The organism is Pseudomonas protegens (genome assembly GCF_003363755.1).
In the GTDB taxonomy this organism is placed as follows: Bacteria; Pseudomonadota; Gammaproteobacteria; order Pseudomonadales; family Pseudomonadaceae; genus Aquipseudomonas; species Aquipseudomonas danubii.
In genome coordinates this window covers 2,146,807-2,160,520 of sequence record NZ_CP031396.1, presented here as the reverse complement: position 1 = coordinate 2,160,520, position 13,714 = coordinate 2,146,807, and the positions used below count along the sequence as shown (strand labels likewise).

The window sequence follows — 13,714 nt, the reverse complement described above, 5'->3', positions numbered from 1 at the left end:
GATCAGTCCAGTAGAGAAAGAGTGACAGGCGTCAGGTGGTTGTCTTCGACTCGCACCTGCAGTTCACCTTCGCCCAGGCGGGCGGTGAGGCGCTGGCCATTGCGGGTCTGTGCGGCAGTGCGGATGGCGTGGTCGCGGTCGTCCAGAAGAATGCTATAGCCGCGTCCCAGGGTGGCCAGGGGGCTGACCACATGCAGGGTTTGCATCTGACTGTGCAACTGCAGGCGTCGGGCTTTCAGGCCTTCGCGCATGGCTCGGGGCAGGCGTTCGGCGAGGCTGTCCAGGCGCTGGCGCAATAGGGCCAGTTGTCGTCCCGGATGCTGGGCGCCGAGGCGGGTTTCCAGGCGGATCAGGCGCTCGCGACGGGTATTGAGGTTGCGCTCGAAGGCCCTGCGCATGCGCATATCCAGGTCATCCAGGCGTTGTGCCTGCTGGCGCAGGCGTTCGCCGGGATGGCGCAGGCGGCGGGCCAGACCGTCGAGGTGCAAGCGGTCGCGCATCAGCCGGTCGCGGATGCGCATCACCAGGCGGCGATGCAGGCTGTCGACCCGGTGTTGCAGGTCACTGGCGTCGGGTGCCAGCAGTTCAGCGGCGGCGGAAGGGGTGGGGGCCCGTACGTCAGCGACGAAATCGCTGATGGATACGTCGGTTTCATGGCCGACGGCGCTGACGATCGGCGTCACGCAGGCATCCACCGCCCGAGCTACCGCCTCTTCGTTGAAGCACCAGAGGTCTTCCAGAGAGCCGCCGCCCCGAGCCAGGATCAAGGCATCGAAGCCTCGGGCATCGGCCAGTTGCAGGGCCCGGACGATCTGCGCCGTGGCCTCGCGACCTTGCACGGCAGTGGGGATCAGCGTCAGTGCCACCTGGGGCGCACGGCGGCGGAACACGCTGATGATGTCGCGGATTACCGCGCCAGTGGGGGAGCTGATAATGCCGATGCGTTGTGGATGGGCCGGTAACGGCACTTTGCGTTCGGCACTGAACAGCCCCTCGGCGCTGAGCTTTTCCTTGAGTGCATCGAAAGCCAGGCGCAGGGCACCATCACCGGCGGGCTCCACGGTGTCGAGAATCAGTTGGTAGTCGCCGCGCCCCTCGAACAGCGAAACCTTGCCCCGGACCTTGACCGCCAGGCCGTCCTTCAGCGCCTGGCGGACCCGTGCGGCGTTCTGCCGGAACAGCGCGCAACGCACCTGGGCGCCGCTGTCCTTGAGGGTGAAGTAGACATGGCCGGAAGCCGGGCGAGCGAGGTTGGAGATCTCGCCTTCGACCCAGATGTTGCTGAACACGTCCTCGAGCAGCACCCGGGCGCGGCCGTTGAGCTGGGTGACAGTGAGGACCTCGCGGTCCAGGCCGAGTCGTGCAAAGGGATCTTTAATCATGGGGCGCAGTTTAAGGGGCTGTCAGTCCATGGAACAACGCAATTCGATTGCCAATGATTGCGCAGCTGTTCGACAAACTGCGCCACCAGCGGTGTGGTGTCTTGCCGGTAGGCGAGGGCGACGGTGCTCTGGCAATCGCTATCGGCCAGAGGCAGGAAACGCACGTTGGCCGGGGCGATGTCCTGCATCGATTCGGGCAGCAGGGCAACGCCGAAACCGGCCTGGATCAACTGCAGTTGAGTGGTCTTGCGTGACATCACTCGCGCCGCTTTGGGAAAGAATCCCTGGCGCATGCACAGCTGCGCCGACAGATAGCTCAAACCCCCACGCTGGGGATGGGGGATGGAGATAAAGGCTTCGTTACGCAGTTGTGCAAGCTCCACGCCGTGGGCCGGTGGATCAAGGGCCAGGGGATGCTGCGGTGGCAATGCCAGCAGCAGGGGTTCGCTGAACAAGGGCACGATTTGCACTCCCTCGCATTGGCGCAGTACCGGCAGGCGCAGCAGGCCAGCATCCAGCCGGCCTTCGGCGAGTTCTTGCAACTGCGCCTCGGACGACAGCTTGACGATGTCCATCGAAGCGCCGGGGCACGCCTGTAGATACTCGCTGATGCCCCCAAGCAGACGGCCGCTCATGGGCACGGTGCTTGAGTGACTGAGGCGCAGAGTGCCCAGTTGCCCCTGGCCGACCTGGGTGGCCAGCTCGGCGGCCTTGTGCAGTTCGCTCAGCAGGTTGCGTGCCTTGGGCAGGAAGGCTTCACCGGCGGCGGTCAGCCGAGGCTGGCGGGCAGTGCGTTGGAACAGTGGGGTTTGCAGCTGGCTTTCCAGTTCCTTGATCTGCCGGCTAAGGGCTGATTGGGCGACAAACAGGCGTTCTGCCGCAGCGCTGAAGCTGCCGCATTCGGCGATTTCCACGAAATAGCGCAGTTGACGGGTTGAAATCACAAGGCATGCCTTTTTGCGATGGGTTGAAGGCTTTGATGATATTAGTCGCAAGGCTCGCCGCTGGCTAAAGTCATTGCTGATCCGCTTGGGGAAGTCGCAGTGATGAGCGTGGTAATCGAAGGTTTGAACCAGTGGTCTTTCGGCCCGGGTGGTTGGTTGGCGATCGGCCTGGGCATCGCGCTGGCGTACATCGTGTTTGGCATCGCCGGTTTCGGCACGGCGCTGGTGGCGGGACCGGTCCTGATCCTGTTCATGCCGTTGTCGAAAATCGTGCCGCTGTTGGTGCTGCTCGACTTTGTCGCAGCCTTCGGCAACCTGCTGCCATCGCGCAAGGACGTGGCCAAGCCGGAGCTGTTGCGCCTGCTGCCCTGCATGGCGCTGGGCTGCACCTTGGGGGTGATCTTTCTGCTCAACCTCAAGTCCGATCTGCTGCTTCTATTGATGGGGCTGTTTATCAGTGCCTATGCCATCTACAGCTTATGGGTGAAGGTACGCCCGGCTCAGTTGGCGGCCGGCTGGTCGGTGCCGATGGGAATAGTGGGAGGAATGTTTGGCGCCTTGTTCGGTAGTGGCGGCTTTTTATATGCCATTTACCTGAACAGTCGTTTGCCCAAGGACCCGGCACGGGCCACTCAAAGTGCGTTGATCAGTTGCAGTACCGTGGTGCGCTTGAGTCTGTTTGCCTTGGCCGGGGTCTATGCCGAGTGGCCGCTGCTGCTGTTGGCGGTGTGCTTGTTGCCGGCGATGGCGTTGGGTCTATGGGTGGGACGGCGCTTGACCATGAGGTTGTCCCGGGAGGCCTTTGTGCGCCTGGTGACCTGGCTGGTGCTGGCCAGTGGTGTTGCCTTGATCGGGCGCTTTCTGAGCACTTGACCTGCGGGGTTCAGGGATTATGCTGCGGGCCTTTAAATTCGTTCGCCGGCACGCCGGCTCCTACAATTGATGGTGGGGGCCGGCTTGCCGGCGAAACCGTTCGTACTGTCCCGCACGTTTCAGGCTTATCCATGAACTCGCAAAGCATCCTCGTCCCGAAAATTTCCACCCTGCCGGTGCACGAGCCCCGGGCTCGGGCCATCGTGCGCTGGCTGGTGCGCAAGAACATCGTCGAGGAAACCCTGAGCACGTGCGGGCGCACCGGCAATCGCATGGGCCATGCGATTGCGCCGGGGGCACGGGAGGTGGTGCTGCGGCCGCAGGCGCTGCCCTTCGGCGAGCCGATCAATGGTCTGGAGATCATCACCAAACGCTGCATCTATACCCCGGCCAAGGGCTTTCTCGAAGAAGCCGGCTGTGCAGAATGCCGCCAGGAAGTGGGTGAAGCGCTGTTCGAGAGCCTGGAAGACTGGATGCCGGGGCGCACCGATAACTTCACCTGTCCCGAGTGCGGTCATGAAGATGACATCAACGGCTTTCTGTTTCTTCAGGAATGCGGCTTTTCCAACTTGGGCTTTATCTTCAACAACTGGGCCGAAGCGGGTTTCAAACAGAGTTTTATCGACGAGTTTGCCGACTGGCTGGATCAACCGATAAGTTGGGTCAAGGTCGAGTTGTAGCGCGCTGATATCTCCATCTATCACTCCAGTGATATTAGACAGAGTTTTACATTGAGCCCGGGTAGGTGTCTGAGTATAATGGCGCGCTTCCATTTTCCCGCCCGGGAGCCCCCGCGATGCTGCGTATCAGCCAAGAAGCCCTCACCTTCGACGACATCCTCTTAGTGCCCGGTTATTCCGAAGTACTGCCTAATGAAGTCAGTCTAAAGACCCGTTTGACCCGTGGCATCGAGCTGAATATTCCACTGGTTTCCGCCGCCATGGACACCGTCACTGAAGCCCGTCTGGCAATCGCCATGGCTCAGGAAGGCGGCATCGGCATCATCCACAAGAACATGACCATCGAGCAGCAAGCTGCCGAAGTGCGCAAGGTCAAGCGTTTCGAAGCCGGTGTGGTCAAAGACCCCATCACCATCGAAGCCGACGCCACCGTGCGTGATCTGCTCGAACTGACCAACATGCACAACATCTCCGGTGTGCCCGTGCTGCACAACGGCGATCTGGTGGGCATCGTGACTTCCCGCGACGTGCGTTTCGAAAGCCGTCTGGAAGCCAGTGTCCGCGAAGTGATGACGCCTAAAGAGCGCCTGGTCACTGTCAAGGAAGGCGCCGACAAGACCGCCGTCCGTGAGCTGCTGCACAAGCACCGTATCGAACGCGTGCTGATCGTCGATGACGCCTTTGCCCTCAAGGGCATGATGACCGTCAACGACATCGAAAAAGCCAAGGCCTACCCGCTGGCCAGCAAGGACGATCAAGGTCGTCTGCGTGTCGGCGCTGCGGTCGGTACCGGCAAAGACACGGGCGATCGCGTTGCTGCGCTGGTCAATGCCGGTGTCGACGTGGTGGTGGTCGACACCGCCCACGGTCACTCCAAGGGCGTGATCGACCGCGTTCGCTGGGTCAAAGAGAACTTCCCGCAAGTGCAGGTGATCGGCGGCAACATCGCCACTGGCGCTGCAGCCAAGGCCCTGGCCGAAGCCGGCGCCGACGCGGTCAAGGTCGGTATCGGCCCTGGCTCGATCTGCACCACCCGCATCGTTGCCGGTGTCGGCGTGCCGCAAATCAGCGCGATCGCCAATGTTGCAGCGGCACTGGTCGGCACGGGCGTTCCGCTGATCGCCGACGGCGGTATCCGTTTCTCCGGTGACCTGTCCAAGGCCATCGTGGCCGGTGCCTCCTGCGTGATGATGGGCTCGATGTTCGCCGGTACCGAAGAGGCGCCGGGCGAGATCGAACTGTTCCAGGGTCGTTCCTACAAGGCTTACCGTGGCATGGGTTCCCTGGGCGCCATGTCCCAGGCCCAGGGCTCTTCCGACCGCTACTTCCAGGACTCCTCCGCGGGTGCCGAGAAGCTGGTGCCGGAAGGGATCGAAGGTCGCGTGCCGTACAAGGGCTCCCTGACTGCGATCATCCATCAGCTGATGGGCGGCCTGCGTTCTTCCATGGGCTACACCGGTAGCGCCAACATCGAAGAAATGCGCACCAAGCCGGAGTTTGTCCGCATCACCGGCGCCGGCATGGCTGAATCCCACGTCCACGACGTGCAGATCACCAAGGAAGCGCCAAACTATCGCGTAGGTTGATAGTGATCGCCTCCAGGCCCAGGCCCGGAGGCGATTGACGAATTTAGTAACCGGGGCTGTGTTTTTCAGCCCCGTGTCGTTTCTGAAATTAGACGAGACTGACCATGGCCCTCGACATTCACGCCCACCGCATTCTGATCCTCGACTTCGGTTCCCAGTACACCCAATTGATCGCCCGCCGCGTGCGCGAGATCGGGGTCTACTGCGAACTGCATCCGTTCGACATGGACGACGAAGCGATCCGCGAATTCGCTCCCAAAGGCGTCATCCTCGCCGGCGGTCCCGAGTCCGTGCACGAAGCCAACAGCCCTCGCTGCCCACAAGCGGTGTTCGACCTGGGCGTTCCGGTCTTCGGCATCTGCTACGGCATGCAGACCATGGCCGAGCAAATGGGCGGCAAGGTCGAAGGTTCCGAGCTGCGCGAATTCGGTTATGCCCGGGTTGATGTGGTGGGCAAGAGCCGTCTGCTGGACGGCATCGAAGACCACGTCGACGCCGACGGCCTGTTCGGTCTCGACGTGTGGATGAGCCACGGTGACAAGGTCACCAAGATGCCAAAGGATTTCCACATCCTGGCCAGCACCCCGAGCTGCCCGATTGCCGGCATGTTCAACGATGACCTGCGCTACTACGGCGTGCAGTTCCACCCGGAAGTGACCCACACCAAGCAGGGCGGCCGCATCCTGTCGCGCTTCATCCTCGACATCTGCGGCTGTGAAGCGCTGTGGACCCCGTCGAAGATCGCCGAAGACGCCATTGCCCAGATCCGTGCCCAGGTTGGCACCGACAACGTCCTGCTGGGCCTGTCCGGCGGTGTCGACTCCTCGGTGGTCGCGGCCCTGCTGCACAAAGCCATCGGCGACCAGCTGACCTGCGTTTTCGTCGACAACGGCCTGCTGCGCCTGCACGAAGGCGAGCAAGTGATGGCCATGTTCGCCGAGAACATGGGCGTCAAGGTGATCCGCGCCAACGCCGAGGAGCAGTTCCTCAACAACCTGGCCGGCGAGTCGGACCCTGAGAAGAAGCGCAAGATCATCGGCCGTACCTTCATCGACGTGTTCGATGCCGAATCCTGCAAGCTGGAAAACATCAAGTACCTGGCCCAGGGCACCATCTACCCGGACGTGATCGAGTCGGCTGGCGCGAAAAGCGGCAAGGCCCACGTGATCAAGTCGCACCACAACGTGGGCGGCCTGCCGGAAGAAATGAACCTCAAGCTGGTTGAACCGCTGCGCGAGCTGTTCAAGGACGAAGTCCGCCGTCTGGGCCTGGAGCTGGGCCTGCCGTACGACATGGTCTACCGTCACCCGTTCCCGGGCCCGGGCCTGGGTGTGCGCATCCTCGGTGAAGTGAAGAAGGAATACGCCGACCTGCTGCGTCGCGCCGACCACATCTTCATCGAAGAACTGCGCAAGGCCGACTGGTACCACAAGGTCAGCCAGGCATTCGTCGTGTTCCAGCCAGTGAAATCCGTCGGTGTGGTCGGCGATGGCCGCCGTTACGCCTGGGTCGTGGCCCTGCGCGCGGTGGAAACCATCGACTTCATGACCGCCCGTTGGGCACACCTGCCTTACGAGCTGCTGGAAACAGTCAGCGGCCGGATCATCAACGAAATCGAAGGCATCTCCCGCGTCACTTACGACGTGTCGAGCAAGCCGCCGGCAACGATCGAGTGGGAATGATCGGGGCCGAGTGATCGGCGCTTGATCCACTGGCTTTAACCAATGGCGATCGGGACCTTCGGGGATCGATCGCCATTGTCGTTTCTGCGGAGATTGAATCCGTTACACATCGGCATTTGTGTTGCAGAACCTTTAGAAACGCTGCTTTTTCACCTTCCGGCAATATCACGTAAGACATGTTCGGCGCTCTGCCCCGGGCTTCTCTCTACCCTTGGGTCTCCCCCCGCTGTTTTTGCTGCGGCTTGTTCGTGGCGCGGGTTTGATCGGATTGCACAAGGTTGTCAGTTGACAACCCTGCATGACTGGCGATACTGGAGGCTATGGATGGCTCGTGCAACTCATCCCAAGAAGGACATTGAAATGGCTCTGCGCTACGCCGAATGGCAGGGCTGGCGAATCGAGGTCGGTGCAGGCCATGCGTGGGGGCGGATCTACTGCCCGTATAACAACGAAGTGTGCCGCTGCGGCGAGTTCTGCATCACCAGTGTCTGGCGTACGCCGAAGAACCCGACCCAGCACGCCCGGGCGCTATGCCGGGTGATCGACAGCTGCACTGTGAATCAGCTGCGTGGGGCCAAGGCGCCGGCAGCCCGTCAGGAGTAAGCACCATGGAGTACCTGTTCACCCTCAACTATCTGCTGCCGCTGGAGGGCTGCGATCCGCTGCAACTGGTGGAGCGCCTCGGTGCGGCGGGCTGCACCGACGCCCTGGTGGGCACCGGTCTGGCCGGGCGCCTGGCCCTGGAGTTCAGTCGCGAGGCCGAGAGCGCCGAAGCGGCGCTGCTCAGTGCCCTGGGGGATATCAAGCGCATCATCCCCGAGGCGCGGCTGGTGGAGGCCTGCCCGGACTTTGTCGGCCTCAGCGAGATCGCCGAGATCGTCGGCGTGTCCCGGCAGAACATGCGCAAGCTGATGCTCGGCCACGCTGACAGTTTTCCCCTGGCGATCCATGAGGGCAGCACCTCGCTGTGGCATCTGGCGGAGGTTCTGAGCTGGCTGGACAGCAAGGGCGGTTACCCTCTCAAGCACCCGGTGATCGAGGTGGCACGGGTGGCACAGCAGGTGAACACCGCCAAGGAGTCGAAGCGCGTCGGTCCCCTCAGCGGTGAACTGGTGGCTCTGTTGGGCTGACGGGGTAGGGCTTAGCGCCGGGCCACGTCGGAGAAGTAGAACTTGTCCAGGGTGTGCCGTGATTCGGTGTACTCGAACTGCCGTCCGTCCTGGAGAAAGGTCTGGTTGCTGACCACGATCACATGGCTCTGGCCGTCCAGGTCGAGCAGTTGCTGATCGTCCTTGCTCCGCGGGCTGGCCTCGATGGTGCGCTGGGCATAGCTGATGTTCAGTTGCAGGGTCTGTTCGATGTAGGCGTAGATCGAATGCTCGGCGATCTGCCGGTCCAGCCCCGGAATCAGCTCGGCGACAAAATGGTTGATGTCGAGAATCACCCGCTTGCCGTCGATTCGCCGCACGCGCTTGATCCGTGTGATCAGGCTGCCTTCTTGCGCCTGCAGATGGTTGCGCAGGGCGCCTTGCAGGGGGAACTGGCTGAACTCCACCACCTCGGTGCTGACGTCATCCCCCAGGCGTGGATAGGTTTCCTGGAAGCTGACGATGCCGCCCAGCTGGAACTCGATGGGATTGGGCGAGAGCACGAAGGTGCCCTTGCCGTGGATCTTCTGCGCGAAACCGCGCTCCTGCAGCAGTTCGATGGCCTTGCGCACGGTGCCGCGACTGGCCTGGTAGCTGTCCATCAGTTCGCTTTCCGAAGGCAGGCGGGCGCCACGCTCAAGACGTTCGGTGGTGATGCTGGCAAGCAGATCGCTGTAGATCTGGTTGTATTTGCTCATGGGATGGCTCTGTGCCGGACTGTGCTCAAGGCAGGCACCTTAAGGGCTGGACGGGGCATTTGTCCATGCGCCCTGGTGATGCTTTAGCGGGTGGAAAAAGCATGGGGCAGGGCCACGCCGGAAGAAAATTTCAAACTCGTCTGTACGAGTTATTGATTTAACTCGTACAGACGAGTAATTTGCCCCTCGGCGTGCTGCCAATAACAAAAATCTCAGGTGGAAGAACAAGCATGAGCCACGACTATTCAACGATCGCCAGCGAGTTGCTGCACAGCCTCGGTGGCGCCGACAACCTCGAACAGGCAGCCCACTGCGTGACCCGCCTGCGCCTGGCCCTCAAGGACCCGAGCCTGGTCGACAGCGCCACCCTCAACCAGATCGATCTGGTCAAGGGCTCGTTCTTCACCGGTGGCCTGTTCCAGGTGGTGATCGGCCCTGGCGAGGTAGAGAAGGTCTACGCGGCCCTGCGTGAGCAGACGGGGCTCGCGGTTTCCACCATTGCCGACGTGAAGCAGAAGGGCGCGGAAAAGACCAACGCCATGCAGCGTCTGGTGCGGGTGTTCTCCGATGTGTTCATGCCCATCCTGCCGGCGCTGATCATCGCCGGCCTGCTGATGGGGGTGAACAACCTGCTGGGGGCCAAGGGCATGTTCATCGAGGGCAAGACCCTGCTTGAGGCGTACCCGGGGCTGGATGGGCTCTGGAGCCTGATCAACCTGATGGCCAACACTTCCTTTGTGTTCCTCCCGGCCCTGGTGGGCTGGTCGGCGGCCAAGCGCTTTGGCGGCAGCGAGATCCTCGGCATTGTCCTGGGGCTGATGCTGGTCCACCCGGACCTGCTCAATGCCTGGAACTATGGCAAGGCCGTGGCCGGGTTGGACGGCCAGAGCCTGCCGTACTTCGACATCTTCGGTCTGTTCCAGATCGAGAAGGTCGGCTACCAGGGGCAGATCCTGCCGATCCTTTTGGCGGCCTATGTGATGAGCGTGATCGAAAAATGGCTGCGCGCCCGGGTGCCCAACGCCATCACCCTGCTGGTGGTACCCATCACCACCATCGTGGTCACCGGCGTGCTGGCTCTGGCGATCATCGGTCCGGTGACCCGGCACTTGGGGATTCTGATCACCGAAGGCGTGGTCACCCTGTTCGAACTGGCGCCCATGCTCGGCGGCGCCATCTTCGGTCTGCTCTACGCACCGCTGGTGATCACTGGCATGCACCACATGTTCCTGGCCGTCGACCTGCAACTGATCGCCACCCAGGGCGGCACTTTTATCTGGCCGATGATCGTCATGTCCAACCTGGCCCAAGGCAGCGCGGCCCTGGCGGTGTTCACCATGAGCCGCAACGCTCGTGATCGCAGCATGGCCTCGACCTCGGCGATTTCCGCCTACTTCGGCATCACCGAGCCGGCGATGTTCGGCGTCAACCTGCGCTACAAGTTTCCCTTCTACGCCGCGCTGATCGGCTCGGCCCTGGGCAGCATCTTTCTCTCGCTGAACAAGGTCCAGGCCTCGGCCATCGGTGTCGGTGGGCTGCCGGGGTTCATCTCGATCATTCCCCAGTACATCCCGACGTTCGTGATTGGCATGGTCATCGCCCTGGTGGTGCCTTTTGTCCTGACCTGCGGCCTGAGCCTGAAGATCATCCGGCCCGGCTATCGCGTGGCCTGACCCGCCCTGTAGGCGCCGGCTCGCCGGCGAATGTCCTCGCACTTTCCAAAGGATTCCCCCATGCAAGACTGGCAGCGTTCGGTGATCTACCAGATCTACCCGAAAAGTTTTCACAGCCACCAAGGCCAGGCCACCGGTGACCTGCTGGGCGTGGTGGACAAGCTCGACTACCTGCACTGGCTGGGGGTCGATTGCCTGTGGCTGACCCCGTTCCTGCGCTCGCCGCAGCGGGACAACGGCTATGACATCAGCGACTACTACGCCATCGATCCCAGCTACGGCAGCATGGCCGACTGCGAGTTGCTGATCGCCGAAGCCGGCAAGCGCGGGATCAAGCTGATGCTGGATATCGTGGTCAACCACACCTCCATCGAGCACGCCTGGTTCCAGCAGGCCCGCAGCAGCCTGGACAACCCCTACCGGGATTTCTACATCTGGCGCGATGAGCCCAATAACTGGGAATCCAAGTTCGGCGGCTCCGCCTGGGAATACGAGGCCCAGACCGGGCAGTACTACCTGCACCTGTTCGATCACACCCAGGCCGACCTCAACTGGGACAACCCCCAGGTGCGTGCCGAAGTGTTCAAGATGATGCGCTTCTGGCGCGACAAGGGCGTCGGCGGCTTCCGCCTCGACGTGATCAACCTGATCTCCAAGCCGGCGGATTTCCCCGAGGATCAGAGCGACGGCCGCCGCTTCTATACCGACGGTCCCAACGTGCACCAGTACCTGCAGGAAATGCATCGGGAAGTGTTCGCCGGGCACGATCTGGTGAATGTCGGCGAGATGTCCTCCACCTGCCTGGAGCACTGCATTCGCTATTCCCATCCGGAGTCGAAGGAGCTGTCGATGACCTTCAACTTCCATCACCTGAAGGTGGACTACCCCAACCAGCAGAAGTGGCTGCGGGCCGATTTCGACTTCCTCGAACTCAAGCGCATCCTCTCCGACTGGCAAACCGGCATGCAGGCCGGTGGCGGCTGGAATGCGCTGTTCTGGTGTAACCACGACCAGCCGCGGGTGGTCTCGCGCTTTGGCGACGACGGTGAGCAGCGGGTGGTGTCGGCGAAGATGCTGGCCACCGCGCTGCACCTGCTCCAGGGCACGCCTTTCGTCTACCAGGGCGAAGAGCTGGGCATGACCAATCCGCACTTCGAGCGGATCGAGCAGTACCGCGATGTCGAGACCCTGAACATCCACCGCCTCAAGCGCGAGGCCGGTGAAGAGCCGCAGGCCATCATGGCGGCGATCCAGCAGAAGTCCCGGGACAACGGGCGCACGCCGATGCAGTGGAATGCCGGGATCAATGCTGGTTTCAGCAGCGCCGAGCCCTGGATCGGGATACCGGCCAACGCCAGCCAGATCAATGTCGAGGCGCAACTCGACGACGAAGATTCGGTGCTGCATCACTACCGTCGGCTGATCGCCTTGCGCCGCCAGGAAGCGCTGATCCAGCACGGCCTCTATCGCCAGCTGCTGCCGGAGCATCGGCAAGTCTGGGCCTATGTGCGCGAGGGCGACGGCGAGCGCCTGCTGGTGGTGAACAACTTCTATGGCTCGCCGTGTGAGGTCGAGTTGCCGGAAGCGGTGATCAGCACCGGCATGCAACAGCGCCAGCTGATCAGCAACTACCCGGACCACGAGCCCCGCAACCGGCACTTGCACCTGCGGCCTTACGAGTCCTTCGTCCTGCACCTGACCTTGTAGGCGCCGGCTGTCGGCGAACTGGGCCAGACGATCATTTTTGGCCCAGCGCATGCGCCGCCAAGCCGGTTCCGATGAATCCAAACAACACAATAAAAATAATGCGGTGGCTTATGAAAACAACAATAAATCGCGCTCTGGCGGCGTCCTGCCTGTGTCTGGCCTTGCCCTTGCCGGCCCAGGCCCTGGAGTTTGCCGGGTACCTGCGCAGCGGCCTGGGGACCTCGGTGAACAGCGGCTCGCAGTCCTGCTTCCAGTTGCCCGGCGCGCAGTCCAAGTACCGCCTGGGCAACGAGTGTGAGCAGTACGCGGAGCTTGAGCTGCGCCAGGACCTGTACACCCTGGAAGATGGCTCGGTGCTCAGCGTCGACGGCATGGCTTCGCTCTACAACCGCTACGACCGCAACCTGAGCTTCCAGGGCGAAAACGGCTCGGCGCGCATGCCGCAGATGTACGCCCAGTGGTCGAACCTGCCCAGCCTCAATGGCGGCTCGCTGTGGGCCGGTCGCCGTTACTACAAGCGTAACGACATCCATATTTCCGACTTCTACTACTGGAACCAGAGCGCCACCGGCGGCGGGGTCGAGGACGTGCGCATCGGCGATCTGAAGTACAGCTACGCCTTTTCCCGCAAGGACAATCTCTATCAGAAGCAGGCGGTGAGCCGTCATGACTTCAACGTCGCCGGCTTCCAGACCAACCCCGGCGGCGAGCTGGAGCTGGGCCTGAGCTACCTGGAAAAGCCCGATCGCCGTGGTGCCCACAATGGCTGGGCGATCACCACCCAGCATGTGCAGAAGGACTTTTTCGGCGGCAAGAACAAACTGGCCCTGCAATACGGTGAAGGCCCCGGCACCGGACTGGGCTACACCGGCAACACCTACCTGGATGACAGCAATAAGAGCTATCGCCTGGTGGAGTTCTTCGACTGGCAACTGACCCCGCGCTTCGGCGGCCAGGTGGAGGCGGTCTATCAGAAGGACATTCGCCCCGACGGCCAGGACCAGAACTGGATTTCCCTGGGCGTGCGTCCGGCCTATGCCATCACCGAGCAGTTCAAGCTGGTGACCGAGTTCGGCCACGATCAGGTTGAGGCGCCCGGGGGCACCCGCAAGCTCAGTAAATTTACCTTCGCGCCCACCTGGTCACCCAAGGGACCTGAGTTCTGGGCCCGGCCGGAGGTGCGCCTGTACTACACCTATGCCAGCTGGAACGAGGCCGCCAAGCGCGCGGCCAATGAGCTGGCGGCCGGTTCCGCGCTGTCCGACAGCGGTGTGTTCGGCAGCGCCCGGCACGGTGCGAACGTCGGTTTGCAGGTCGAGTACTGGTGGAAATAAGCGATGC

Annotated in this window: 12 protein-coding genes; 9 read left to right on the top strand and 3 right to left on the bottom strand. The window is 62.3% G+C overall.

The window, feature by feature from the left end; all coding sequences use genetic code 11:
* Nucleotides 1-2: 2 nt before the first annotated feature.
* Complete coding sequence (gene xseA / locus DWF74_RS09395) at nt 3-1,382, bottom strand: exodeoxyribonuclease VII large subunit (RefSeq protein ID WP_115580824.1); 1,380 nt, start codon at nt 1,380-1,382, stop codon at nt 3-5.
* Entirely contained in the window at nt 1,379-2,326 is a 948-nt protein-coding gene (locus DWF74_RS09390; RefSeq protein ID WP_102860410.1) for a LysR family transcriptional regulator, read from the bottom strand. Before DWF74_RS09390 ends, xseA begins: the two co-directional genes overlap by 4 nt.
* Before the next feature lie 102 nt (nt 2,327-2,428).
* Between DWF74_RS09390 and DWF74_RS09385 the strand changes: the two genes are divergently transcribed.
* The 6 genes from DWF74_RS09385 (at nt 2,429) to DWF74_RS09360 (ending at nt 8,277) form a co-directional block, all read left to right on the top strand.
* Nucleotides 2,429-3,199, top strand: coding sequence for a sulfite exporter TauE/SafE family protein (locus DWF74_RS09385; RefSeq protein WP_115580823.1), 771 nt, complete (start codon nt 2,429-2,431; stop codon nt 3,197-3,199).
* Between the two features lie 131 nt (nt 3,200-3,330).
* Nucleotides 3,331-3,879 carry a sugar ABC transporter ATPase gene (locus tag DWF74_RS09380; protein WP_102860412.1) on the top strand — a complete coding sequence of 183 codons (549 nt, stop codon included), beginning with the start codon at nt 3,331-3,333 and terminating at the stop codon, nt 3,877-3,879.
* Nucleotides 3,880-3,995: 116 nt separating this feature from the next.
* Nucleotides 3,996-5,465 carry an IMP dehydrogenase gene (guaB, locus tag DWF74_RS09375; protein WP_102860413.1) on the top strand — a complete coding sequence of 490 codons (1,470 nt, stop codon included), beginning with the start codon at nt 3,996-3,998 and terminating at the stop codon, nt 5,463-5,465.
* Between the two features lie 104 nt (nt 5,466-5,569).
* A complete protein-coding gene (gene guaA, locus DWF74_RS09370; RefSeq protein WP_102860414.1) occupies nt 5,570-7,147 on the top strand; it encodes a glutamine-hydrolyzing GMP synthase in 1,578 nt (525 codons plus the stop codon).
* Between the two features lie 324 nt (nt 7,148-7,471).
* On the top strand, nt 7,472-7,750 hold the full coding sequence (locus tag DWF74_RS09365) for a hypothetical protein (RefSeq protein ID WP_115580822.1): 279 nt from the start codon (nt 7,472-7,474) through the stop codon (nt 7,748-7,750).
* 5 nt (nt 7,751-7,755) lie between these two features.
* On the top strand, nt 7,756-8,277 hold the full coding sequence (locus DWF74_RS09360) for a helix-turn-helix transcriptional regulator (protein ID WP_115580821.1): 522 nt from the start codon (nt 7,756-7,758) through the stop codon (nt 8,275-8,277).
* An 11-nt stretch (nt 8,278-8,288) separates the two neighbouring features.
* Here DWF74_RS09360 and treR read toward each other — a convergent pair whose 3' ends face one another.
* The gene (treR, locus tag DWF74_RS09355) at nt 8,289-8,993 is read right to left on the bottom strand and encodes a trehalose operon repressor (protein WP_102860417.1); all 705 of its coding nucleotides are present in this window, start codon (nt 8,991-8,993) and stop codon (nt 8,289-8,291) included.
* A gap of 230 nt (nt 8,994-9,223) precedes the next feature.
* Between treR and treP the strand changes: the two genes are divergently transcribed.
* The 3 genes from treP to DWF74_RS09340 all read left to right on the top strand — a co-directional run bounded on the left by treP (nt 9,224) and on the right by DWF74_RS09340 (nt 13,707).
* Nucleotides 9,224-10,666 carry a PTS system trehalose-specific EIIBC component gene (gene treP / locus DWF74_RS09350; protein ID WP_102860418.1) on the top strand — a complete coding sequence of 481 codons (1,443 nt, stop codon included), beginning with the start codon at nt 9,224-9,226 and terminating at the stop codon, nt 10,664-10,666.
* Nucleotides 10,667-10,726: 60 nt separating this feature from the next.
* Nucleotides 10,727-12,373, top strand: coding sequence for an alpha,alpha-phosphotrehalase (treC, locus tag DWF74_RS09345; RefSeq protein WP_115580820.1), 1,647 nt, complete (start codon nt 10,727-10,729; stop codon nt 12,371-12,373).
* Nucleotides 12,374-12,483: 110 nt separating this feature from the next.
* Nucleotides 12,484-13,707, top strand: coding sequence for a maltoporin (locus DWF74_RS09340; protein WP_115580819.1), 1,224 nt, complete (start codon nt 12,484-12,486; stop codon nt 13,705-13,707).
* The last annotated feature ends 7 nt before the right edge of the window (nt 13,708-13,714 follow it).

Coding starts and splice junctions, on each gene's coding strand:
- xseA (WP_115580824.1), bottom strand. CDS start 1,382: ATGATTAAAGATCCCTTTGCACGACTCGGCCTGGACCGCGAGGTCCTC.
- DWF74_RS09385 (WP_115580823.1), top strand. CDS start 2,429: ATGAGCGTGGTAATCGAAGGTTTGAACCAGTGGTCTTTCGGCCCGGGT.
- DWF74_RS09380 (WP_102860412.1), top strand. CDS start 3,331: ATGAACTCGCAAAGCATCCTCGTCCCGAAAATTTCCACCCTGCCGGTG.
- guaB (WP_102860413.1), top strand. CDS start 3,996: ATGCTGCGTATCAGCCAAGAAGCCCTCACCTTCGACGACATCCTCTTA.
- guaA (WP_102860414.1), top strand. CDS start 5,570: ATGGCCCTCGACATTCACGCCCACCGCATTCTGATCCTCGACTTCGGT.
- DWF74_RS09365 (WP_115580822.1), top strand. CDS start 7,472: ATGGCTCGTGCAACTCATCCCAAGAAGGACATTGAAATGGCTCTGCGC.
- DWF74_RS09360 (WP_115580821.1), top strand. CDS start 7,756: ATGGAGTACCTGTTCACCCTCAACTATCTGCTGCCGCTGGAGGGCTGC.
- treR (WP_102860417.1), bottom strand. CDS start 8,993: ATGAGCAAATACAACCAGATCTACAGCGATCTGCTTGCCAGCATCACC.
- treP (WP_102860418.1), top strand. CDS start 9,224: ATGAGCCACGACTATTCAACGATCGCCAGCGAGTTGCTGCACAGCCTC.
- treC (WP_115580820.1), top strand. CDS start 10,727: ATGCAAGACTGGCAGCGTTCGGTGATCTACCAGATCTACCCGAAAAGT.
- DWF74_RS09340 (WP_115580819.1), top strand. CDS start 12,484: ATGAAAACAACAATAAATCGCGCTCTGGCGGCGTCCTGCCTGTGTCTG.